The sequence below is a fragment of the Paenibacillus anaericanus genome, assembly GCF_003994475.1.
In the GTDB taxonomy this organism is placed as follows: Bacteria; Bacillota; Bacilli; order Paenibacillales; family Paenibacillaceae; genus Fontibacillus; species Fontibacillus anaericanus.
The window spans coordinates 27,232-52,240 of sequence record NZ_RZNY01000011.1 but is presented as its reverse complement, the minus strand read 5'-3'; the positions used below and the strand labels follow the sequence as shown (position 1 = coordinate 52,240).

23 protein-coding genes, 1 pseudogene and 1 other annotated feature are annotated in these 25,009 nt (G+C 39.3%); of the genes and pseudogenes, 22 read left to right on the top strand and 2 right to left on the bottom strand.

The window, feature by feature from the left end; translation table 11 throughout:
• Positions 1–3: 3 nt before the first annotated feature.
• The 15 genes from EJP82_RS14235 (at position 4) to EJP82_RS14160 (ending at position 14,418) form a co-directional block, all read left to right on the top strand.
• On the top strand, positions 4–804 hold the full coding sequence (locus EJP82_RS14235; RefSeq protein WP_127192733.1) for an energy-coupling factor transporter ATPase: 801 nt from the start codon (positions 4–6) through the stop codon (positions 802–804).
• Positions 789–1,637: an ATP-binding cassette domain-containing protein gene (locus tag EJP82_RS14230; protein WP_127192732.1), complete on the top strand. Its 849-nt coding sequence runs from the start codon at positions 789–791 to the stop codon at positions 1,635–1,637. Before EJP82_RS14235 ends, EJP82_RS14230 begins: the two co-directional genes overlap by 16 nt.
• Positions 1,638–2,441 (top strand): energy-coupling factor transporter transmembrane component T family protein, encoded by an 804-nt coding sequence (locus tag EJP82_RS14225; protein WP_127192731.1) that lies wholly within the window; start codon positions 1,638–1,640, stop codon positions 2,439–2,441.
• Entirely contained in the window at positions 2,442–2,780 is a 339-nt protein-coding gene (locus EJP82_RS14220; protein WP_127192730.1) for a CHY zinc finger protein, read from the top strand.
• Positions 2,781–2,782: 2 nt separating this feature from the next.
• Positions 2,783–3,745, top strand: coding sequence for an NAD(P)H-dependent flavin oxidoreductase (locus EJP82_RS14215; protein ID WP_127192729.1), 963 nt, complete (start codon positions 2,783–2,785; stop codon positions 3,743–3,745).
• 55 nt (positions 3,746–3,800) lie between these two features.
• Entirely contained in the window at positions 3,801–5,177 is a 1,377-nt protein-coding gene (locus EJP82_RS14210) for an MATE family efflux transporter (RefSeq protein WP_211350111.1), read from the top strand.
• 321 nt (positions 5,178–5,498) lie between these two features.
• Complete coding sequence (locus EJP82_RS14205; RefSeq protein WP_127192728.1) at positions 5,499–6,389, top strand: GNAT family N-acetyltransferase; 891 nt, start codon at positions 5,499–5,501, stop codon at positions 6,387–6,389.
• A 458-nt stretch (positions 6,390–6,847) separates the two neighbouring features.
• Positions 6,848–7,153 carry a PadR family transcriptional regulator gene (locus EJP82_RS14200; protein WP_281278199.1) on the top strand — a complete coding sequence of 102 codons (306 nt, stop codon included), beginning with the start codon at positions 6,848–6,850 and terminating at the stop codon, positions 7,151–7,153.
• Complete coding sequence (locus EJP82_RS14195) at positions 7,153–7,500, top strand: DUF1048 domain-containing protein (protein ID WP_127192727.1); 348 nt, start codon at positions 7,153–7,155, stop codon at positions 7,498–7,500. Before EJP82_RS14200 ends, EJP82_RS14195 begins: the two co-directional genes overlap by 1 nt.
• A gap of 10 nt (positions 7,501–7,510) precedes the next feature.
• Complete coding sequence (locus tag EJP82_RS14190; protein ID WP_127192726.1) at positions 7,511–7,786, top strand: DUF1048 domain-containing protein; 276 nt, start codon at positions 7,511–7,513, stop codon at positions 7,784–7,786.
• A 205-nt stretch (positions 7,787–7,991) separates the two neighbouring features.
• Positions 7,992–8,257, top strand: a binding site (T-box leader).
• Between the two features lie 97 nt (positions 8,258–8,354).
• Positions 8,355–9,815, top strand: a complete 1,461-nt coding sequence (gene lysS / locus EJP82_RS14185) for a lysine--tRNA ligase (protein ID WP_127192725.1) — start codon at positions 8,355–8,357, stop codon at positions 9,813–9,815.
• 832 nt (positions 9,816–10,647) lie between these two features.
• Positions 10,648–11,220, top strand: coding sequence for a TetR/AcrR family transcriptional regulator (locus EJP82_RS14175; RefSeq protein WP_127192724.1), 573 nt, complete (start codon positions 10,648–10,650; stop codon positions 11,218–11,220).
• A gap of 294 nt (positions 11,221–11,514) precedes the next feature.
• Entirely contained in the window at positions 11,515–12,213 is a 699-nt protein-coding gene (locus EJP82_RS14170; protein ID WP_127192723.1) for an SDR family oxidoreductase, read from the top strand.
• A 43-nt stretch (positions 12,214–12,256) separates the two neighbouring features.
• Positions 12,257–13,339: an alkene reductase gene (locus EJP82_RS14165; RefSeq protein ID WP_127192722.1), complete on the top strand. Its 1,083-nt coding sequence runs from the start codon at positions 12,257–12,259 to the stop codon at positions 13,337–13,339.
• An 80-nt stretch (positions 13,340–13,419) separates the two neighbouring features.
• Positions 13,420–14,418, top strand: a complete 999-nt coding sequence (locus EJP82_RS14160) for an NADP-dependent oxidoreductase (protein WP_127192721.1) — start codon at positions 13,420–13,422, stop codon at positions 14,416–14,418.
• Positions 14,419–14,688: 270 nt separating this feature from the next.
• Here the strand turns inward: EJP82_RS14160 and EJP82_RS14155 are convergent.
• Positions 14,689–14,946 (bottom strand): annotated as a pseudogene (locus EJP82_RS14155) (GntR family transcriptional regulator); the annotation flags it as partial.
• 327 nt (positions 14,947–15,273) lie between these two features.
• Here EJP82_RS14155 and EJP82_RS14150 point away from each other — a divergent pair.
• Positions 15,274–15,573, top strand: coding sequence for a DivIVA domain-containing protein (locus EJP82_RS14150; RefSeq protein WP_246054144.1), 300 nt, complete (start codon positions 15,274–15,276; stop codon positions 15,571–15,573).
• 46 nt (positions 15,574–15,619) lie between these two features.
• Here the strand turns inward: EJP82_RS14150 and EJP82_RS14145 are convergent, their stop codons facing one another.
• Positions 15,620–15,985, bottom strand: a complete 366-nt coding sequence (locus tag EJP82_RS14145; RefSeq protein WP_127192719.1) for a hypothetical protein — start codon at positions 15,983–15,985, stop codon at positions 15,620–15,622.
• A gap of 216 nt (positions 15,986–16,201) precedes the next feature.
• Between EJP82_RS14145 and EJP82_RS14140 the strand changes: the two genes are divergently transcribed.
• The 6 genes from EJP82_RS14140 to treR all read left to right on the top strand — a co-directional run bounded on the left by EJP82_RS14140 (position 16,202) and on the right by treR (position 24,861).
• Positions 16,202–16,924 (top strand): uracil-DNA glycosylase, encoded by a 723-nt coding sequence (locus tag EJP82_RS14140; protein ID WP_127192718.1) that lies wholly within the window; start codon positions 16,202–16,204, stop codon positions 16,922–16,924.
• 195 nt (positions 16,925–17,119) lie between these two features.
• Positions 17,120–17,812, top strand: a complete 693-nt coding sequence (locus tag EJP82_RS14135) for a response regulator transcription factor (protein WP_127192717.1) — start codon at positions 17,120–17,122, stop codon at positions 17,810–17,812.
• Positions 17,790–20,021 carry a sensor histidine kinase gene (locus EJP82_RS14130; protein ID WP_127192716.1) on the top strand — a complete coding sequence of 744 codons (2,232 nt, stop codon included), beginning with the start codon at positions 17,790–17,792 and terminating at the stop codon, positions 20,019–20,021. Before EJP82_RS14135 ends, EJP82_RS14130 begins: the two co-directional genes overlap by 23 nt.
• A 291-nt stretch (positions 20,022–20,312) precedes the next feature.
• Positions 20,313–22,013, top strand: a complete 1,701-nt coding sequence (treC, locus tag EJP82_RS14125; RefSeq protein WP_127192715.1) for an alpha,alpha-phosphotrehalase — start codon at positions 20,313–20,315, stop codon at positions 22,011–22,013.
• Positions 22,014–22,047: 34 nt separating this feature from the next.
• Positions 22,048–24,039, top strand: a complete 1,992-nt coding sequence (treP, locus tag EJP82_RS14120) for a PTS system trehalose-specific EIIBC component (protein WP_127192714.1) — start codon at positions 22,048–22,050, stop codon at positions 24,037–24,039.
• A 90-nt stretch (positions 24,040–24,129) separates the two neighbouring features.
• A complete protein-coding gene (gene treR, locus EJP82_RS14115) occupies positions 24,130–24,861 on the top strand; it encodes a trehalose operon repressor (RefSeq protein ID WP_127192713.1) in 732 nt (243 codons plus the stop codon).
• Positions 24,862–25,009: the final 148 nt, after the last annotated feature.

Genomic DNA, 25,009 nt, shown 5'->3' with positions numbered 1-25,009 from the left:
ATCATGCTTACATTCGATCACGTCCATTTTTATTATAAAAAAGGACTGCCTGTCATAGAGGATATGAGCTTTACAATAGAGTCAGGTGAATTTGTAGCGATTGTCGGAGCAAATGGATGTGGCAAGTCCACGATTGCTAAGCTAATGGACGGATTGCTACTGCCGAAGGAAGGCCATGTGAAATTTAAGAGTCTAGATACGTCAAACTCTGTAGACCTTGATAAGATCCATACACAAATAGGCTTTATATTCCAAAATCCAGAGGACCAATTCATTACTACAACAGTTATGGATGAGGTAATTTTTGGATTGGAAAATATTCGTGTGCCAAGAGAGGAAATGCGCAGCCGATTGGATTATGCACTACAAGCTGTTCAGATGGAGGATTACCTTGAGGCCATGCCACATCAGCTATCCGGTGGTCAAAAGCAACGTGTTGCTATTGCAGCAATACTAGCCATGCGACCTCAGATGATTATCTTTGATGAAGCTACTTCCATGCTTGATCCACAGGGTAGGGAACAGGTGCTGTCCATTATGCATGAGCTACATACTCAGGGCATGACCATCATTCACATCACCCATCATATGGAGGAAGTGCTATCTGCAGAGCGTATTTTACTCATTCATGAAGGACGAAATGAATTTGATGGAGATCCATTGTCCTTTTTTGAAACAGTACCCGTTACAGAATATCAATTAGAACTGCCCTTTGCAGTGAGACTACATCACAAGCTCCAACTAAAGACGCCACTCATGGCAAATTGGAAGGAGATGATTTCTTCTGAATGGTTTATCAATTAAGTAATGTGAGCGTGAACTACGTCGATCGGGTGGCATTGCATAATGTCAGCTGTACGATTCAAGAAGGCAAATGGATTTCCGCCATTGGACAAACGGGCGCAGGCAAGTCTACGTTCGCTAAAGTGCTGAAAGGTCTGATTCCCAACATAGAGGGAGAATATTTGATTAATCAGCAACCTATTCATAAGGATGCCAAAGGACAATTAAAGGTAGTTCCTAATATAGGCTATGTTTTTCAGTATCCGGAGCATCAATTATTTGAAACAACGGTTTTCAAAGAGCTGGCCTTTGCTCCGAAGCTACAAGGGTATCCACATCAGCAAATAGCGAAATTAATTGAGACAATTCTGCCGCAAGTGGGTCTGACCAAGGATATTCTTCCATTGGTGCCGTTCCAATTAAGCGGGGGCGAAAAACGTCGTGTGGCTATAGCTTCGGTGTTGATGATGGATCCCAAACTGCTTATTTTAGATGAACCTACAGCAGGTCTTGATCCAGTAAGCCGAACGGCTCTACTACAGCTGCTAAAAAAGTGGCAGAAACAAGATAATCGCACCATTCTCTTCATTTCTCATCAGATGGATGATGTTGCCGAATATTCGGATGAAGTCATGGTATTACACGCAGGACAATTAATGGGACATTATGACACCAACACTTTGTTTCTAGAGAAGTCGGAATTACTGGAAGAAGTCGGATTGTCACTACCAGAACCTCTGCAACTTTTGAAGTTAGTGGAGGAACTATCCGGCCAGACAATTGAAGTTGCAAGTTGTAGGGAGCAGGTTATTATCGAACAAGTGCGGCCATTCTTGCAATCAAGGAGCTTCTAAATGGCGAAAACCGTATTAATTGGACAGTATGTGGAGACAAATTCAGTATTTCATCGTCTGGACCCTCGGACAAAGATTATAAGTATGATCATGATCATGCTAAGCTTCCTAACGCTAGAATCGTTCATTAGCTATGTAGTCGCAACTCTCTTCGTTGTTAGCATATTATTGCTATCCAAAATCTCATTTCACATTTTTGTGAGAGGGTTAAAGCCTATCTTGTTTATATTGATTTTTACTTTTATATATAATGTCGTATCCACGAAAGGAACCGTCATTTGGTCCTGGTCATTCATTGAGGTGACAGTGGAAGGGCTGTACAATGGGATACGTATCGTCTGGCGTATCATGTTACTTATTTTACTCGCCTCTATATTAACATTAACCACAAAACCGTTATCGCTAGCCCATGGTCTAGAAAAGTTACTAGCACCGTTATCCAAATTACACGTACCTGTAGAGCAGTTTTCTTTAATGATCGTAATAGCGATTCGATTTATTCCAACCATTGTGCAGGAGCTTGATCGGATTCTGCTAGCACAAAAGGCTAGGGGATATGATATTACGGTTTTAAAGCTACCGAAACGAATATTGGCTTATGTTCCGATTCTTATTCCTTTACTCTTCACGATCACTCAACGCGCCGAACAACTGACTTATGCTATTGATGCGCGTGCTTATGGGAATGGCAAGGGGCGGACTACTTTTAGGCCATTGAAATTTCAGCAAATCGATTATAAAGTAGGGGGAATACTCATTTTAATTACGGTGAGCCTACTATTATTAAATATGAGGGGAATTTAGATGGACATTTTTGGATCTGTCGTGGATAATCAAACACGATGTGTTCATTATCATACAGGAAAAGATATTATTGCTATTAAGTTTAAATGCTGCAATCGCTACTATCCTTGCTACAAATGCCATGAAGAACACGCAGATCATTGTATCGAGCGTTGGACACAAGATCAGTTCGACGAATTGGCTATTCTTTGCGGTAATTGCCACAAGGAATTAACGATTCACGAGTACATGAACACAACAAGTTGCTATCATTGCCGGGCTATATTTAATGAAAGATGTGCCAACCATTATCCCATATATTTCGAACCATCTACCGATAAAGAAAATAGGGAGAGATAAAGATGAAGTGGACAACACGAATAACTGAACTATTACAAATAAAATATCCTATTATTCAAGGTGGACTTGCCTATTTAGGTTATGCAGACCTTGCTGCTGCAGTTTCGAATGCTGGTGGATTGGGACAAGTTACAGCGATGAGTCTCCCAAACGCAGAGGCCTTGCGCGCAGAAATTCAGCGTACTCGTACCCTAACTGATAAGCCATTCGGAGTTAACTTTGCCATTGGTATGTATGGTTCTAACTATATGGATCGGGTACAAGTTGCAATAGATGAACAAGTACCTGTTGTGACCATTACGGGCGGGAACCCTACTGCAATTTTAGAGCTACTGCAGCCCACGGATATAAAGTCACTTGTACTCGTTTCTTCACGCCGACAAGCGCAAAAAGCAGAACAATTTGGAGCATCTGCTGTGATTGTTGTCGGACAAGAGGGTGGGGGACACTTAGGACGTGACGATGTTGGAACGATGGTGCTCGTACCTCAGGTCGTCGACGCGGTAGAAATCCCAGTCATTGCCTCGGGAGGTATCGGAGATGGCCGCGGATGGATGGCCGCCCATGCACTTGGAGCGGAAGGAATCGAAATGGGCACGCGCTTTATCGCTACCCAAGAATGTGTGGATGCTTCGGATTCTTATAAAATGGCCTTAGTAGAGAGTTCAGAGTCAGATACAACGGTGATCAAACGTTCTATCGGTGCCCCAGCCAGGGTGTTGCGAAACGACTTCATCGATAATATTCTCGCAATTGAACGTGTGACACCTACCTATGAGGCGCTAAAAAACTATATTAGCGGTGAAGCCAATAAGCGGTGGATTTATGATGGCATCAAAGAAGACGGTTTTGGTTGGGCTGGTCAAGTGACGGGCATGATCCACGATATTCCTACGGTCGCCGAGCTGATAGATAGAATGGTTAAAGAGGCTGAGAGTATTCGTGGCAAATGGGGAGCTGTATAGCACAACAACTCCTAGCAATGATTTCAAGTCACAGTGAATAAGGATGACCATTGTAATGAAAATTCATATGAATGATCGTTTTGCGAACGAAAGTATTCCCAAGTTAATTTTTTTACTGGCTACTCCTGCCATCGTTGCGCAGTTGATAAATGCCATGTACAGTCTAGTTGACCGAATGTTCGTCGGAAGAATGGCTGAAAATGGAACGCTAGCCTTATCGGCTATTGGATTATCTTTTCCAATTATCATGGTGATTACAGCATTTGCGTCACTAATCGGAGTTGGCGGGGCACCTTTAGCTTCCATAAAGATGGGTGAAGGCGAACATAAAAAAGCAGAAGAACTGCTAGGTAGTTGTTTCTTAATGTTGTTAATTGCATCCGTAATTATTACATCTGTCTTTCTCATCGTTAAGTCACCACTCTTAACACTATTTGGCGCAAGCCCAGATACATTGCCGTTTGCTAACGATTTTTTAGGCATATACCTAATCGGCACAGTAGCGGTACTCGTATCTATGGGACTGAATCCATTCATTGCAGCACAAGGTTATGCTAAAACAGCCATGCTCACGATATGTGTTGGGGCAGTGGTAAACATTATTCTCGACGCCGTTTTCATCTTTGGGATGAATATGGGAATCAAGGGTGCAGCACTGGCTACTGTTATTGCACAATTCATTTCAGCTATTTGGGTATTGAGGTTTTTAACCTCCAAACGTGCCCATATGCGCCTGCGCTTGGCCAATATGCGGATTAACCCAAAGGTAGTGACAAGTGTACTAGCCTTGGGACTTTCACCCTTCATTATGCAGTCGACCGAAAGTTTAATCCAAATTGTATTTAACACATCTCTCGGTAAATATGGGGGTGATCTCTATATAGCAGCCATGGGGATCTTGGGAACACTTATGCAAATATTTGCGCTTCTGTTATCTAGTTTTGCACAAGGGGCACAGCCTATTATTGGCTATAACTATGGAGCCCGCGATTTTGCTCGTGTTAAATCTACTATTAAATATAGTAGTGTTTTTTGCGCGGCTTTTGGTTTGGTCATGTGGGGAGTAGCCATCTTTATACCGGAGATTCCCATTATGATTTTTACTGATGATATTGAACTTATTGAGCTGACAGCTAGATTAATGAAGATATTTTTCTTAGGCACATGTATTTATGGTATTCAACTTGCCTTCCAGCAGATTTTTATTGCCCTGGGACAAGCTAAAGTTTCTATTTTCATTGCGATCTTGCGTAAAATTATCTTGCTTATTCCATTGGTTTACTTGCTTCCCACATTTATTAGTCCGAAAACTGATGCGGTTATTATTGCTGAACCGATTGCGGATTTCTGTGCGGCACTGACCTGCTGTGTTTTATTCGGACTCACGATCAAGAAGCTTCTTAAAGATGATTCAACATCACTAAGTAAGTGACTACAAGCACATTGAACATATAAGTAATTCAAACGTTGATGGCGATAAGGTCATCGCAAATGTAAAAGAGCCCGGTCATACGACCTGGTTCTTTTTAGTTTTGAACTTTAATTATGACTTTCGGGTTTTGTTAGAAAACAAGTGTGAAACAATGGGGGGGATAATGACGTATTATCATGTGAATTTTGCGGAGGGAGTTCAGAGTAAGAATAGATTAAAGTCTTTGATGGCGGAACAAATTGAAAGTATACTTGATAGGAGGTCATATTATAAGCATTGATAAGTGGCTAACAAAAACTAAAGAAATTGTGAGAGGTTTATATGACTGATTATCAATTGGTAAGTGACTACAAGGACATAGAAACATATAAGGAAAGCTTTAATGAATTGGCTAAAATAGTATTTGGACTGGATTTCAAAAAATGGTATGAAAAAGGATGCTGGAACGACAATTATATATGTTATTCATACGTTGATGGAGATAAAGTGATCGCAAATGCTTCCATAAACAAAATGCAATTTGTATCTAATGGTAAAGAGTACACAGCCATTCAAGTGGGTACAGTTATGACGCATCCCGACTACCGTAACCAAGGCTTATCAGGGAAGCTGATGAATCATATTATTAAGAAATATGAACAAGAATTCGACATTATTTACTTATTTGCGAATGAATCGGTTCTAGATTTTTATCCTAGATTTGGGTTTGGAACAGTGCAAGAAAGTAGCTTCTCACTAAACAAGTCAGATCTAAAAGCACAAACGGCAACTACACATTCGATACGTATGTTAGATACGGATAACACAGTCGATTTCCGAATGATGGAGCAGTTTGCTGTGGAAAGAACACCTGTATCCTCAATAATGGGTGTGAAGAATAATGAACATCTATTGATGTTCTACTTCATATTAGCATTTAATGATGCGATTTATTATATCGAAGATGTTGATACCATTGTAATTTTTAAGCAGGATGATAAACATCTTCATATTTTTGATATCATCAGCAAACAAAAAGTTGATTACGATATAATTTTAAACAGTATAGTTTCTGCTGACACAGAGATTATTCATTTTTATTTTACACCAGATTACGATAATGAGAACCTTCAAACTGAGTTCATAACAGAGAGTGATGATACATTGTTTGTTCGTCCGACATGTGACGGTGGAACAAAGCATTTCTTAATTCCATTAACTTCACATTCATGATGGTTGTGCTGTATGGTTAGATGTTCGTTAGGGATAACAAAGAAGAAGCATTTAATACTAACGTTTCAAAAGTGGTGATTTTTTTGATGTGGAGTGGTGGACGTGGAAAAGAACCAATTAAAACATATATCGCAGGAAGCCGTAGTGGTATGCTCATTAGATGTCCAATGACATGACATAAAAGTGCGAACATAACGCAATGAAGTGAAGAAAAGCTTGATAAATCAGGCTTTTCTTTATTTATGTAGGAACATTTGTGTTATTGAATAGGCTAAGAATATATTCGATGATCGATGATTTAACAAACTGGCAGGAAAGTTGAAAATGTAAGAGTCGTGTCGGAGTAAACGTTATTGACAAATCAGCTACTAAGTGTTACTTTATAGCGGTAGTAAGTATTACTGCATACCAGTGATACAGAATAGAAAGAGGTGAGTGTGCTGGAAAACCTAACTGAAATGCTCAAAGGGGTCCTTGAGGGCTGTGTCCTTGAAATTATAAGTCGCCAAGAAACCTATGGTTACGAAATCACACGACGGCTGAATGCCCTCGGATTTACAGATATTGTGGACGGAACGGTGTACACCATCCTAATCCGGCTTGAAAAAAACAAGTTGGTGGAGATCACCAGGAAGCCCTCCGATATGGGACCGCCGCGAAAGTTTTTCACGATTAACGACGCGGGAAGCGAGGAACTGCTGAGGTTCTGGGAAAAGTGGGAGTTCGTATCATCAAAAATTAACGAGTTAAAGGAGGAAATATAATGAATTTTTGGGAAAAAATCACGGGCAACGACATGACTAAAGATTTTAAAATTTTTGAATCTCGAGTCAAAAAGCTGCCAGTTGATTATCAAACGGCATGGGCCGAAATTAATACCAATCTTTTTTCGTACTCAGATTTCACCGGTCGCAACCTCATGCCAATTCTTGACGGTGTGCTTGGGCTGCTCGAAGAAACTGCGGCTGACGGTCAGCGTGTTCAAGAGGTGTTAGGTGACGATATCAAAGGCTTCTGTTCAGCGCTGGCTGGTGAAGAAGGGGCAAAGTCTTATCGCGATAAGTGGCGCGAGCAACTCAATAATAATATCGCCAAAAAATTAGGTAAATAGGGAGGATAAAATGAGCATAAACGATATCATCGTAGGCAAAAAAAAGTGGCGAGCGCATGTGTCGCGTGTCAAAGCGCTCCCGCAAGATTATCAGATTGTTTATAAAGAAATTCAAAAATATCTCTTTAAAGTCGGCACTGTTGAACTAACCGACTGGACGGGTTTGCTCTCGGGGATTATTGATCTTTTTGAAGAGGGAGCGGTCTTGGGGAAAGGTGTGTTCGAAGTAACAGGCAGTGACGTTGCGGCTTTCTGCGACGATCTAATCAAAGATTCAAACACCTAAGCTGACATATATGAGAAGAACGAATGATAAACTACGTGCCTGATTGTTACGCTAACGGGTAGGTTTGCTGAAACGAATGTAAATCATGGCGGGAAGGAAGCGTAACAGTAAACTAGCAGGATGTCGAATAATATCTATACAACGTAGCCAAAATTGACTAAACTATTTTTCTAGGCTAAAATGTTTTAAATTATATAATATAGAATAAACGGCTATGAAGAGAAGAGTAATTTTGATTAATTATTTCCAGAGAGCTCCGGTAGGTGGGAAGGAGTAATAATGATCTTAATGAAAAAGGGCTTGGAGCTTCGCACGGATCTAAGAACGTTCTTAGTGATGCTGCGACGGGATCTCCCGTTAAAGAGATAGGGTATAATCAATTATTTTAATTGCCGTACCCGAAGAGGTTGGTATGGTAACTTATCAACAAACTGAGGTGGTACCACGAAGTTAATAACTCTCGTCCTCAAGATGAAGAATCTTGGGGGTGGGAGTTTTTTTGTCGTTTAGAAGTATATACGCGAATTTACAAGCGAAAATAAGCTTATAAAAATTGGAGTGGATAAGAATGAGTAATGAACAAACAACCCTTAGAATAGAAAAATTAGAGTCTTTAAGATCGCAGGGGGTTCCAGTATATCCTGAAAGATTTACGAGAAATTACGAACTTTACGAAGCATCTTCACTTGAGGATGGGACATCAGGGGTTCTAGTTGCAGGAAGAATCATGGGGATTCGTCAGTTTAATAAATTTAGTTTCATCACAATTTCAGACATACAAGGTAATTTACAACTTCTTCTGAAAAAAGAAGAGGTTGGGGAGCAGGCTTATAATGATTTCATCCACTTTTTCGATATAGGTGATTTTATTGGTGTAGAAGGAAATATGTATTCTACGAAAACAAATGAAAAAACGCTTCGTATCGAAAATTATGTTTTTCTTGGGAAAGCATTACACACACTACCAGATAAATGGCATGGATTAAGCAATATAGACACACGTTATAGACAACGTTATTTAGATTTAATGATGACAAAAGAAACACAAAATCGTATGTTAATGCGAGTAAAGTTAGTGCGTGCTGTTCGTAGATTCTTAGAAGAAAAAAACTTCTTAGAGGTGGAAACACCTGTGTTACAACACACTTCCTCGGGTGCTTTAGCACGCCCATTTAGAACGTATCATAACTCGTTAGATACGGAATTGAATTTGCGAATTGCACCAGAGACTTACTTAAAAAGACTAATTGTAGGCGGCTTTACAAAAATATTTGAATTTGCAAAATGCTTTAGAAATGAAGGAGTCAGCCCTCAACACCTTCAAGAATTTACAATGGTTGAAGGTTATGCAGCTTATTGGAACTATGAAGATACAATGGCACTCATGCGTGAAATGATTTTATATGTTCTTAAACAAACATTTAATACAACAGTAATTAAAATACAAGGACAAACAATTGATTTTTCATTAGAGTGGAACGTTGTTTCATTTAGAGATTTAATTCTAAAAGATACGGGCATCGATATTGATTTGTATTCAAATGTAAATGACTTATATAGAGAAACAAAACGAAAAGATATTTATTTAGAACATGAGAATATCGAGACTTTAGGTAGAGGGAACTTTATTGATCTTCTATATAAAAAAATGTGTCGTCCACAATTAATAAAACCAACATTTTTAATCAAACACCCTATTGATCTATCACCATTAGCAAGAGCAAATAATGACAGTCCAGAAATTTCAGATCGATTCCAATTAGTAGTCAATGGTGCAGAGATTATCAATGCGTATTCAGAATTAGTGGACCCTGTTGAACAGAGAAAACGATTAGAGACACAAGCCACTCTGAAAAGTGGTGGCGATTTAGAAGCAATGGAAATGGATGAAGACTACTTATTGGCTATGGAATATGGAATGCCTCCAATTTCTGGTTGGGGATTCGGAATTGAACGTCTATTGATGGTTTTGACAGATAGTGAGACAATTAAAGATTGTATTTTATTCCCCTTAACTAAAAAAATATAATTTGGATTAGGGTCTCAGAAATAATTTATACTTTCAAGCGCCATTGGCGAATATATATACGGTCTAACTCAACGAGCGATGGAACGGATCCATCGCTTTTGCTATGCTTTAGGGCAGACATGTACTGGAAGCCGCGTTGCGATTGGGCAGGATATGATATCTGGAAGAGTTCCAGATTAATAGTATAAGTCCAAGCAAATATATTAACCAATTCATACATTGTTACTATCTTATGTATAGGAGAGTGAAAGGAATGGGATTAATATCTAATCGAAATGTTAGAGTTACTTTTTTCTCGGGTTTTAACTTTACTAGAAGAAGTCTAACATTTAGGCGAGGAGTGGCAGTTTCAAATCTGGGATTATTCGGTTTTAACAACATCATCTCCAGTTTTCGGCTAAGAAATGTTGTAATTCCTAGTCAAGTTACATTAGTACTCTTTTCAGGCCGTAACTTTACAGGGAATTTTCGGATTTTCCGTGGTAGCCAGAACATCTCAGACTTACGAGCTTTTAACTTTAACAATGTAACCTCGTCGTTTATTCTGGTTGGATTCCGGATAACAACTTCTCAGATTCGTACCATTCAACACACAGGCATAATACCAAGCGGGATTTCCAAATTATAGGATAAAGGGACACTTCTAACGGGTAACGATAGTTCAACAGAGCAAGGGCTGCCGAGTGGTAGCCCTTTTCTCAACGGGCAAGGATAGTTGAATAACAAAGGAAAGCAGCGGCCATTGCAATCGGCTCATTTTGATGTATAGCGAGTCTTTCTTTACCGATCGTTCTCAATATGTTATATTGACTATTAGGGAGGGAATAGAAGAATGGCAAGAAGCAAAGAATTCGATGAGAACGTAGTATTAGATAGGGCGATGAAGCTTTTTTGGGAACAGGGTTACGAGAAGACATCTTTGACAGATCTTGTTGAGCATATGGGAGTTCATCGAAGAAGTATATATGACACATTCGGCGACAAGCATACGCTATTTTTGAAAGCAATGGACCGATTTCGCGATAAAGTGAATGCTGAGCTTACGGGTGAAGTTAAACGCTCTAAGACTGCAACTGAGGCACTTCAGCTTATCTTTAGTTTCATGATATATGGTGAAGAAGATTCACCCTCAGGCTGTTTGATGGTGAATTCAGCGGTGGAATTGGCAATGCGCGATGCCGATGTGGATTTGAAGTCCACTGAATCGTTCACATTATCAGAGCAGCTGCTCAAAGATATTATTCTGTGGGGCCAGCAGGATGGAGAATTTAACTCGGATTATAATGCCGATGATCTAGCGGAACATCTGCATGCTGTTTGTGTTGGGTTAAGGGTAATGACAAGAACTACCATACCTAAAGAAAAGTTACACCGTATAGCCGATTTATCCATTAAACTTTTATAAGTAATTTGCTTATGCATATTTTAGAATGAACGTTCTCATAATTGAGTCTTGCCTTGTTTAAAGCTCTCTTTACAAGGGTCATTCTTTTGTGTTTTTTAGAATGATCGTTCTCAAAACGTATTTCTTTCCTTGCTAAAGTACTTTCATGAATGATCTATTCTTGTGTGTATTTTAGAATGATCATTCCCATATAGTAAGAATATTCTATACCTATAACTTTTAAAAAAGTGAGTCACAGTTTGCTTAGTTTTATGAGGATTTGCACTCAAACAATGAATAAAAGGAGTTAATAAAATGAAAATTTCTGAACAAGTCGCATTTGTGACTGGAGCAAACCGAGGTTTTGGCCGCCATCTCACCCTTGAACTTCTATCCAGAGGGGCCAAAGTTTATGCTGGCGCAAGAAATCCGGAGACCATTGATATTCCAGGCGTTACACCTGTAAAGCTTGATATTACCAACCCTCAAGAAGTTGCAGCAGCTGCTATCCTCGCTAAGGATGTTACGCTTTTAATCAACAATGCAGGATCATCGACTGGCGCCTCTTTGCTGGACGATGATGTAGAAAAAATACATTTGGAGTTTGATACGCATTTCTTCGGTACATTATCCATGGTTCGTACTTTTGCACCGATACTAGAAAAAAATGGGGGAGGGTCCATATTGAATGTTCTTTCCGCATTATCTTGGTTTAGTTCAGGAACTGTGGGTGCTTATTCAGCTGCAAAGGCTGCAGAGTGGGCATTGACTAACGATTTACGTCTAAATCTGTATCCTCATAATATAAGAGTAGCAGGATTACATGTGGGCTTTATGGAGACAGATATGACAAGCAGCTTAGAAGTTCCAAAATCCAACCCTGCAGATATCGCAAAAATAGCTGTTGATGGCATAGAATCTGGCAGCTTTGAAATTATTGCTGATGACGACAGCCGAAAGATACAAAGTGGACTTGCAGGGGGCGTTCCTGCACTATACCCATATCTTTCTTAATGACAATTTCGATGCTAACTTAATTTAAAGAGGAGTGTACAAAATGGACAAATTGTGGAGTAGAACTAAAATTGGAAATATGGAATTACCTCATCGTTTAGCAATGGCACCTATGACACGTAGTAGAGCGGAAAAGGACGGTACACCGGGAGAATTAAGCTCCCTTTATTATGCTCAAAGAGTATCTATGGGTTTAATTATTAGTGAAGGTACACAACCATCTGATGATGGACAAGGTTATTTAAATTCACCTGGTATCTATACTGAAAAACAAATAGAAGGTTGGAAAAAGGTTACGGATGCAGTGCATGAAGCAGATGGGTTTATGTATATACAATTAATGCATGTGGGACGAATTTCGCACCCCGACAATACTCCGCATCATCGTCAAGCAGTTGCACCCTCTGCGATCGCACCTGGTGTAGAAATGTTTACTGCTAAAGGAATGCAGGAAATACCCGTCCCACGAGAGCTGAGTGAAGAAGATATTCGAAATACTATTGCAGACTTCCGTAAAGCAGCCGCAGCAGCTATTAAGGCAGGTGCTGATGGGGTTGAAATTCATGGAGCCAACGGTTATCTAATCAATCAATTTATTGGAGAAAATTCGAATAAACGAATCGATAAATACGGAGGATCTGTGGAGAACCGTGCTCGCTTTGCAATCGAAGTAACGAAAGCAGTCGTTGAAGAAATTGGAGCAGAAAGAACTGGCTTCCGTATTTCACCAGGAACACCTCTTGGTGGGATTAATGAAGGCGAACAAGGACCGGAGGTTTATCTCCATCTTGTAAAAGAATTAGCTAAGTTTAATTTAGCATACCTCCATGTTATGCATTTAGGGAACGAAACACTGCTACGTAAAATTCGTTCGATTTGGACAAATCCATTATTGGTTAATCGAGCAGGACGGGCACTTGACGATATTAGTATAGATATTGATAACGGGACTGCTGATGTAGTGCCAGTCGGTATCTGGTCATTAGCTAATCCGGATTTAGTGGAACGTCTTAAAAAGGGATTTCCTTTAAATGAAGTTGATCCTAAAACATTATACGCAGGTAACGGAAGCTTAGGTTATACAGACTATCCTAAAATGGAAGAATTAAATTCTCAACAGCAGTAAGAATAAGTGAATCCAGAAATGGCGTACAACTAAAAATTGTACGCCATAAGATTTTTAAGTAGAAAGGACGCTGAAAGAACATGAGAGCTGCTCAAATGCAGAAATACTCAAAAGAAATACAATTGGAAATCAATAATGTGAAAATACCAGAAATCAATAACCATGAGGTACTCGTTAAAGTGAAAGCTGCAGGTGTAAATCCTTTAGATATTCTTATTTTGAATGGAAGTATCCGAATGATTGCTGATTATGATTTCCCATTAACATTAGGCAATGAACTATCTGGTGTTATAGAGGCAGTTGGTAAAGATGTTGTTGATTTTCAGGTTGGCGACCAAGTTTATACAAGGTTGCCAGTGAATAAAATAGGAGCTTTTGCTGAATATGTGGCGGTCAAAGATGACGCTATATCTAAAATGCCTAAAAATTTATCCTTTGTTGAAGCGGCTGCGGTTCCCCTTACTGCATTAACAGCTTATCAAGCATTGAAGGACGTATTAAATGCTCAGCCTAATGCAAAGCTATTTATTCCTGGGGGAACCGGCGGCTTCGGTGCTATGGCAATCCCTATTGCTAAATCAATGGGGTTATACGTTATTGCAAGTGGCAGTGAAAGAGGTCGATCACGTACACTGTCGATTGGGGCAGATGAATTTATAAATTATAAAGAGGAAAACTATGCTGAGGTTCTATCCAATATAGATTATGTTATAGACACCTTGGGTACAAATGAAATAAAAACTGAACTTGATATTTTAAAACCTCAAGGAAAATTAGTATCATTGAAAGGCTTACCAAATTATCGCTTCGCCGTTGAAAATAATTTTCCAATGTGGAAAAAAATGTTGTTTGGTTTAGTGGGTGCTCGTTTAGACCGATTAGCAGCTAGAGATAACAAAGAATATCACTTTTTATTTGTGCAAGCCAATGGAAGACAGTTACAAGAGATTACTTGTCTTATTGAAAATGAGAATATTACAACTTCAATTGATTCAACTTATACATTTGATGACATTAATAAGGCATTACATCAAGTTTCTACTGGTCATTCACAAGGCAAAGTTATTATAACTTTCTAATGGAAGCAAAATGCGTAAGCCTACAGATTTGTCATCACGTTCTGCAATCCCAATTTCGGTCACGAAATAGGTAACGTTGAAAAATCTCAAAAGCCAAAGGGGTAACCAATGAAAGAAAGCTCCCTTCACGAGAGCTTTCCATTCCATTCACCGCTATTCGTATCGAACCGCGGAAACTTCCTTCACGGGTGCAACCGGTGTTAATGCTACACCGCTTCTTGCAGGAAATCCAATTTATTGATCTCACATGAGAATGTATCGGGTAGGCGGTTAATAATTCTTTTTCAACAGTTCAAAAACTTCATCTTGGGTGAGGCCAAAGGATTTGTAGTATGAAACGTCGCTTTGCTTTAAGATCATTTCGTTACGCATTTGAAGCATTTCATCGGATGAGAACTTGGCTACAAAACAACCTTTACCTGATAATGTATTGATCAAACCACTTCGCTCGAGTTCTTCCCAAGCTTTCTTTACGGTGATGAAACTAACATGAAGCTCTAGTGCTGCTTGTCGAATTGGCGGCAAACACAAAATAACCACTATGAACTAGCATAAAAACACCAATATAAAGAGGCATGATAAACAACATTGGATAACGCTAATTTTAAATTACTAGGTTATACATACATATACTCCTTTTATACCGTACATCCTATTTATGTACAGTTTTTATCGAGGAAATTTTCATCTATTCCGAAAACAGATGCGTTTATTATTGCTGATATATAAGTAAATCAAAGTTTGCAGGAATTAAGATCCTCTTGTCGAATTGCTAGAACGAGTTACTATTGATAACAATAAATTCTATATGGATGTTGAGATATCACAAGTCTTTTAAAGGGGATGTTCTGTTCGATGGAATTTGAAAAAATCGCAACTCTTAAACCAAGAGAAATGGGGATTAAGCTTACCTTCCAGGAGATACACGACAAAATTTTTGAAAGCACTTTTCGTGGATATGATCAAAACCAGGTTAATGAGTTCTTGGATATAATCATTAAGGATTATGATCTCTATAACCAGATTATTAGAACACTCCAGGAGAAAATCATGCAGTTGCAGAAAAGCGAGAATCATTCGATGAATACCCAAGAAGATATTCTTCGACGTATCCGTGAACTTGAAACTTTCGCGTGGGGCAGTCCGAAAGCTTAATCAATACGATTCGGCGAAAATCGATGAGAGCGTTTATGCGTAATTATTAGTCGGCGTTCCTATAAAGGGTACCAGAGTAATAAAATCTAAGTCCATCACCTATAGTGGGTTCAGGAGCAGGGGAATTTGTTCTGAATAGAATGCCACTCCATTTACCTAGGGTTCCGTAGTCCTTATTATAGATAATTGATGCGGGAATATTCTCACTTGCTGCAAAGTCTCTTGAAATTGTAACGTTTCTTTGTAGATTATTAACCTCAATGGTGTCAGAAACAACAGTCAATTCATTAGATATGATAACAGATGGTGCAGGAGTAATGTTTAGAACTACTACATCTTTAGCAAAGGCGGAACCAGTAATTGAAAGTAGCATGATAGATAGCAGAAGTGCTACTTTGAAATGACGTTTCATAGATAATTTCCCCTTAGAATTTAATTTATGACTACTAAATTGTATTATTTAAACCATAATATGTAAAGTTAATATATTCTAATAAAATCACATACAGTTAAGCATCTAATGAACCTTTTTCCGTGATATATAGTAGATCGTTTTAGGACGATCTATTTTCCTTTGTTATGTTTAATATCTCCCCCTCATATTAATAAAGGAGAGGGGGAATATCGTGTGGAAAACGAGCAGCAAGTGATCGAATTTAAGAGGGACGTAGATCTTCGTATTGATAGTAAGAAGGGGTATTCTCCGCAGGGGGATGATCGGCTTCACCCGGAGGTTCATGAAGAGGAGATCTTCGAAAAACGACTTCAAACCCTAATTCAGCATTTAGTCTCGAAGAATAACTTCAAAAATGTCGGTAATTTTTATGTAGATTCGCCAATAAAGCAGGAGAATCTGAAGAAGTATTTCAAAGCGTTAAACTCACATAATCCAGAATGGATGCTCCTCGGTGAAGCTCCAGGTATCCACGGCTGCGTAAAAACAGGAATACCCTTTACATCTCAACGACTTATCATGGATGGCAGCCTGAACAAACATTTTCCTAATACCCAATTTATTGCTGACGGAAATAAAGCTGAGGCTTCATCCACAATAATATGGGGGTCCATAAACTCACTTTCCAAGCCCCCGGTCTTATGGAATGCTTTCCCGCTTCATCCGACAGACGAGGTTGAGGGGAATCGTCCTCCGACTCGTGAAGAACTTAATTGGGGGATGGAGATCTTAAAACAAGTGTTAATTATCTTTCCAGAAGTTAAAATTGTCACGGTCGGCCGGAAAGCCGAGGGTGTTTGTAAATCTCTAACCTTGCAAACATTCGCTCATTTAAATCATCCTGCCAGAAAGGCAAACCTCTTTAGAGAGCAATTTACAGCGTGCTTTTCTTTATAAATCTATATACGATTTAATAAAACTCCTTCAAGAGAATGGAACCATGTCGTAAGATATGGAGATACCTTGGAGGTTTTTTTTGTATTGTTAACAAGAAATATTAAGAAGTTCTTCATTATTATCATAAATCTTTGTTAAGACTTTCGTTCTATAATTAAACTATGGAAGTATCGCAGTAGGAAGGTAGGTTGAGAAATGGAAGATTTTAATGTACTTGTTGTGGATGATGAAAAGGAAATACGGGACGTCATAGCGATTTACTTGAAAAATGAAGGAGTTACGGTGTTAAAAGCAAAGGATGGGATGGAAGCTTTAGAAATTATTAATGAACACCAAGTCCATCTGATTATATTAGATATTATGATGCCCAATATGGATGGGATTTCGACTACATATAAAATTCGTGAGCAGAAGAATATTCCTATCATTATTTTGAGTGCAAAAAGTGAGGATGCAGATAAGATATTAGGCCTCCATATGGGAGCGGATGATTATGTAACAAAACCGTTTAATCCAATGGAGCTCGTAGCCCGTGTTAAATCCCAGTTGAGAAGGTATATTACTCTCGGTACATATGAAGGTATCAAAAAAATAATTGATCTAAATGGGCTTACATTAGACAAATCAGCAAAAGAAGTGACAGTTCATGGAGACCTTGTGAAGCTTACTCCGATTGAATTTAGAATTGTCGAATTACTAATAACAAACGCCGGCCGGGTGTTCTCGATCAGTGAAATCTATGAAAGGGTATGGAACGAGCCTTGCTATAACGCAGAAAATACGGTAGCCGTCCACATTAGAAAAATTCGCGAGAAAATTGAAATTGATCCGAAAAATCCAAGATATTTAAAGGTGGTATGGGGAATTGGCTACAAAATGGAAAAATAAATTCGTCATTGCTGCTTGGGCTATCATGTTTACTTTTGGCCTAAGCGGGATCGTATCCTTTGTTACTTTCGGTAACAATTATATTCAGCGGGACTATTTCCACACTTCTGAATTTCAAAACGTGCTCGCTCGATTCACTGGAGATTTAAACTTATTCGAGCTAAATAATATCACTTTGGAGGAAGCCAAAAGATCAATAATTGTCACTGAAGATGAAATTAATGAGCATCGTTATCGTTCTGGGTATCTAACTGATCAAATTACGAACATAAATGCTCAGTACGAAGATCTTATTCAGCAAGCATTAGTAATGGAGAACCAAGGGGCTGCGGATATCTACCTTGAGGAGAGAGATGAGAAAATAGACGATATTATCAATGTATTCAAGAGTGATGAGTATGTTTTAGCAAAGATTATAAAGGAGAAAGAACAGATATTAGAGGAGTTCTACAAGGAACGAGAAAATTACCGTCCAGAATATTTGAAATACAAAGAAGCTTTATATTTCTATTTTGAAAACAGTGCAACCGGAAAATTCTATACAAATCTGAACGAATCAGATGAAGAATCAGTAAAAAACTTTATGACTCCTAACAATATGTTGTATATTACCGATTATTCTATACCTAGTAATTATTCGATGTATTATAGCTTTGCAGGATTTGATGAACTGGAAAATTCTTTTATTCCATTCGAAGGACAGATTGCAGTATCTAAATCCCTGTCCTCATCAAACTGGGCTATGATCGAATACGAACGTTACAAGCAGAAACAAATCATATGGTGGATGTATTCCTTAGCCAGCATCGTCGTTCTTATTTTGTGTTTCTATCTTCTGAAAAAAGCGAAAGTTATTCTCGCTGGAATTGAAAAATGGAGGGCTTATTATAATAAGGTTCCCCTAGACTTGAGAGTTATTTTCTTCGCTATCATAGGATTTTTTGCCGCTATCTTTCTGATTTTTATTAATGAACAAATCTTTTATGACATTGAAAATCCATTTGTTTACGGTCGGGATATAATTACCTGTATGGCAGTTGGATCGGTCCTTTGGTTTCTTACCCTTGTCCAAGGGAAATTACTTACTTTAGAATTTAAGGATCGGAAAAATGTAAAGAAAGTATGGGAAAAGGCGCTCTTTTATAAAACAGGACAGAGTATAAAGTTGCTCTTCAATAAAGTAAAACGTAGTCTGAAAGACGCTTTTCTGAATACAAGCACGGGCATGCAGCTGTTTATTGTATTAGCTACAGTTTTTGGTTTAGGTTTTGCAGCGATCATGATTATCGCAGATCCATTTTTTCTTTTAATATATATATTATTGCTCGCGTTCATAGGGCTTCCAATTATTGTGGTATTGATCAAAAGTATTGGACATTTTAACCGGATCGTAAATAAAACGAATGAATTGGCTGTTGGAAATCTAGGGGAGGATCTGCCGGTGTCAGGGAAATCTGTTCTGGCAATGCTCGCTAGCAATATCAACGTGTTAAAGCAAGGGGTAAAGACGTCACAGAATGAGCAGGCAAAGAGCGAACGACTTAAAACAGAGTTAATTACCAATGTAAGTCATGACCTAAGGACACCACTAACATCTATTATTACTTATACAGAATTATTAAAAACGGAAGGGATATCGAATGAGGACAGGTTAGACTATCTCGAAATCATTGATATGAAATCCAAGCGATTAAAGCTGTTAATTGATGATTTATTTGAAGTTTCGAAAATGGCCAGTGGAAATATGGAATTGACCTTGGAAAAAGTGGATCTCGTTCAGCTTCTACAACAGTCACTAGCGGAATATGATGACACTATTCAAGAGTCCAGTCTGCAATTCCGGATTACTTACACGGATATGCCAGTTTACGCCTTAGTAGATGGGAAAAAGCTGTGGCGTGTCTTTGATAACTTAATTGGAAATGTCCTGAAATATTCGTTAGAGAACTCGCGCGTTTATATTACCGTACGTAGACTCGACACTCAGGTGATGATTACGTTTAAGAATGTATCGAAATATGAGCTTAGTGAGAATATAGATGAGCTGTTTGAACGGTTTAAACGTGGAGATACTTCGCGTCATACCGAAGGTTCTGGCCTTGGGCTAGCCATTGCGAAATCAATCGTCGACATTCATGAAGGCAGTCTTGATATTAAAACAGACGGTGACTTATTTAAGGTGAGTATATCTCTGAAACTAGTGGTTTAATGAGGCGAAATGGTCTTTTAGCATCAAGGAAAACTTAGTACGGGTATCGGTCGAATGACACAAACATGCACACATTTAAAGTCGCTACTATAGCGGCTTTTTTATTTGTAGAGATAATTCCAACAGAGCGGCAGCTTTAAAAACATGAGATAGGGGTAAAATATCAATAAGTTTGATTTGATGGATAATAGATTGGTAGAAAATCCATTTGACAACATGTATATACAGGGTTAAAATCATTTTACTTGTATATACAAGATATATTTAAATTAATTAGGGGTGAAATTCACTGTGAACACTCTAACTCAACATGATTGGTGGAGAGGATCAACTGTATACCAGGTTTATCCTAAAAGCTTTAAAGATACTACAGGTACAGGATCAGGAGATATCAAAGGTTTAACTAGCAAACTTGATTATCTGAAAGAGTTGGGTATCGATATTGTTTGGCTGCAACCAGTCTATGTCAGTCCCCAAAATGATAACGGTTACGACGTAGCTGATTATTGTCGTATCAATCCTGATTTTGGTACCATGGAAGACTTTGATGAGTTGGTACAGGAATTAAAAAAGCGAGGCATGCATCTGATGATCGATATTGTGGTGAACCATTCATCAACAGAGCATGAATGGTTCAAGGCTTCTCGATCATCGAAAGATAATCCATATCGTGACTATTACATTTGGCGAGATCCGGCACCGGATGGCGGAGTCCCTAACAATTGGCAGTCCAAATTTGGAGGTCCTGCTTGGCAGTACGACGAGACCACAGGACAATATTTCCTCACACTGTTCGATAAGACGCAAGCTGATTTGAACTGGGAGAACGAGAAGGTCAGAGAAGAAGTTGTTAAATTACTGACTTTTTGGGCTCAAAAAGGTGTCAAAGGTTTCCGCATGGACGTAATCAATCTAATATCTAAAAATCAAGAGTTTCCTAATGATGACGGTTCAATCGCTCCTGGTGACGGACGTATTCATTACACGGATGGGCCCCGTGTTCACGAGTATATTAAAGAGCTTAATGAAAAGGTCTTCACGCCTTATAACATCGTTACGGTTGGCGAAATGTCATCTACTTCTCTTCAACAATGCATCCGCTACTCGAATCCAAAAGAGAAGGAGTTCTCGATGACGTTCAACTTCCACCATTTGAAGGTTGATTATCCGAATAACAACAAATGGGAACTCATGCCTTATGACTTCGAGCAGCTCAAAAGTTTGCTTACCGATTGGCAAATCGGAATACAGCAGGGCGGAGGTTGGAATGCACTATTCTTCAACAATCATGATCAACCACGAGCATTGTCACGTTTTTTGAATGATGATATTTATTGGGTCGAAAGCGCAAAACTGCTAGCGACCACTCTTCATGGTTTACAGGGGACACCGTATGTCTACCAAGGTGAAGAAATCGGGATGCCCAATCCGAAGTGGAAGGATATGAGTGAATTCAGGGATATTGAATCCACTAATATGTACCGAATCTTGCAGGAGAGAGGCAAAACAGCAGAAGAGGCGTTTGCCATCATCAAGGAACGTTCTAGAGACAACTCTCGTACACCTATGCTTTGGGACAACAGTCCGCAAGCCGGGTTTACAACTGGCACTCCATGGATAAAGGTGGATGAACGTTACCCACTATTGAATGTGGAGAAACAATTATCAGATCCAGACTCGGTTTTCCATCATTACCGTAAACTGATTTCCTTCCGCAAAAACATTCAGGTATTTACGGATGGAGATTATCAGCGTTTCGATGGTGGCCATCCACAAATCTATAGCTACATCCGCAACAATGAGAACGAATTGCTGATTGTCATGTCAAATTTCAGCGGTGACGAGGCTTCGTTTGAATTGCCGGATTCGCTTTGGCAAAGCATTGGTCACAAAAGCATCGAGCTTTTAATCGGAAACACAGGTGAAGAAAAAATACTTCGTCAGCAGATTACACTTAGCCCATATGCAGCTTTTATGTGGATCATTCGTTAACTATCGAGAAAATTCATGCAGAGGAGTGAGGTAAATGGAAGTTAATAAAAAAAACGTAGAGAAGATCATTGAAGCCATCGGCGGGAAAAAGAACATTGAAGCGGCCACGCATTGTGTTACTCGCCTGCGTTTTGCACTACAAGACGAAAGCAAAGTCGATGAAGCGGCGCTAGAAAACAATGATTTGGTCAAGGGACATTTCTCTACGCAAGGTCAATACCAAGTCATTATCGGGCCAGGTCTTGTTGATAAGGTTTACGAAGAATTGATTCAAATTACGGGAGCGGAACGAGTATCTAAGGACGATGTAAAAAATCTCGCAAGTAACAAACAAAACCCGATCCAGCGAGCTATCAAAACGCTGTCCGATATATTTATTCCAATTTTGCCTGCCATCGTTACTGCCGGTTTACTACTGGGAATTAACAATATATTGACCGGTTCCGGTATTTTTTTCGCAGGAAAATCATTGATACAGGTCTATCCCCAATGGGCAGATATTGCCTCAATAATCAATACTATTGCAAGTACAGCTTTTACATTTTTACCTGCCCTTATTGGATGGTCAGCTGTCGTCCGTTTCGGTGGCAGTCCTTTGTTGGGAATCGTGCTAGGCCTTATTCTTGTTCACCCTGATTTGTTAAGTGCTTACAGCTATGCTGAAGCGAAGACCAATGGATCGGTACCAGTGTGGAATCTGTTTGGCTTCGAAATAAATAAAATCGGATATCAAGGCCAAGTTCTTCCCGTCCTGGTATCGGCTTATTTTCTGGCTAAAATTGAAACCTTCCTGAATAAAAGGGTACGAGACTCAATCAAACTGTTAATTGTAGCACCTGTCACTTTACTAATAACTGGTTTTCTTGCATTTACTGTGATCGGACCTGTTACGTTTGCTGCTGGAAACGCCATCACAACAGGGTTGGTGTATATATTTGATGTTGTACCAGCACTTGGTGGTTTAATTTATGGAGGATTGTACTCCCTTCTCGTTATTACAGGTATGCACCATACATTCCTGGCTGTAGACGTTCAATTGATCGGTTCCCAAGGAGGTACATTCCTTTGGCCGATGCTTGCTCTATCCAATATCGCGCAAGGTGCAGCGGCGCTGGCTATGATGTTCGTATTCAAGGAGCAGAAAAGTAAAGGTCTAGCCGTTACTTCTTCGGTCTCAGCTTTTCTAGGCGTTACAGAACCAGCTATCTTTGGTGTAAATGTAAGACATAAGTTTCCGTTTGTCTTTGGTATGATCGGTTCGGCTATAGCAGGTGTACTGCTGACCATCAACCATGTTCGTGCCACCTCGATTGGTGTGGGCGGAATTCCAGGATTCCTTTCTATTTTCCCAAATCAATGGGGTGTATTTTTCCTGGGGATGGCCATCGTACTGGTGGTACCATTCATTGCAACGGTAATTTACGGCAAGTGGAAAGTTAATAAGTCAGTAGACAATGGACAAAAATTGGATACCGAGACAAAGAAAAATTCAAATCGTCAGCCTGAGCCGGACCAGACCATTAAACAAGTTATTCCTACAAAAGAAGATAACGAAAAATCGATTTTATATATTAAAGCTCCTTTATCAGGAAATGGAGTGACACTCGAGAAAGTGCCTGATCCGGCATTTGCCAGTGGAGCGATGGGACAAGGCATTGCAATCGAACCTGAGGATGGAAAGGTTGTTGCACCGTTTGATGGTGTCGTGGCTCATGTAATTAAAAGTAAACATGCTGTCATCCTAGAGCATGAGACCGGAATTCAAATTCTGATACACGTTGGTATTAATACCGTCGGGCTGAAAGGGGAAGGATACACGTCCCACGTTCAGACCGGAGATCAAGTCAAAGCTGGTCAGCTTCTCTTGGAATTTGACCGTGACGTGATTACGAATGCCGGTTACCCTTTAATTACACCAATTATTCTGCCGGATGGCCAGGATCGAATAGAGCGAGTCGAAGTGCTGGATCCATCTCAGCTACAAAGCGATAAGGATGTTATATTGAAAGTTTACCTAAAAGATTAATTTGTATTGATCCTTACATCTAGCGCGTATTTAGCAACGGGTGTGCTGGATTTATGCTAAATACATGTTAGAATGAGTAGGGTGATTACATTGAATAAAAACATTTATTTACAGATTTTTAATGATTACTCTGACAAGATTCAAAAAGGACAATTGGTTCCCGGGACCAAGCTGCCCTCAGAAAATGATATTACAGTCGAATACGGCACTTCTAGAGAGACCGTACGCAAGGCGCTAAATTTGCTGGCGCAGTATGGATACATTCATAAAGTTAGAGGGAAAGGCTCTTATGTGCTGGACATTGGACGAATGGACTTCCCGATTACCGGACTCATCTCATTCAAGCAAATGTCCAAGAAGTTTGGTTGGGATACGAAAACCCATGTGGATGAGGTCAAACGGGTACCAGCAAATGCTGAAGTCGCAAGACAACTTCACATCCCTGCAAATGAGCCTGTATGGAGAGTAACCCGGGCGAGAGAGATTGAAGGCGAACGGATCATCTTAGACAAGGATTACTTTCTATCATCCATTGTTGAACAGTTAAGCGAGGAAATTGCCAGTCACTCAATCTATGAGTATTTAGAGGGAGTGCTTCAATTAAAAATCAGTTATGCGAAGAAAGAAATTTCTGTAGAGGAAGTTACAGCTGAAGATCGAAGACTGCTGGATTTACACGATTTCAACCACATTGTTGTGGTCAAAAACTATGTATTTCTAGAAAACACTACACTATTTCAGTTTACAGAATCAAGACATAGGTTGGATAAGTTCCAATTTGTCGATTTTGCACGACGAGTTCATGGGGAAGATCTTCCCTAACACAATTTTCGAAATATAATAAAAGCAGAGTAGTCCTTGGCACGTTTGCCAAGGACTTTTTGTCTTGGAACATACGCACTAGTTCGAGCGCAACAGGAAATATCTTCATGTCTACTTTTTAGAAAAATATTGGTAAGGTAGAGAGATA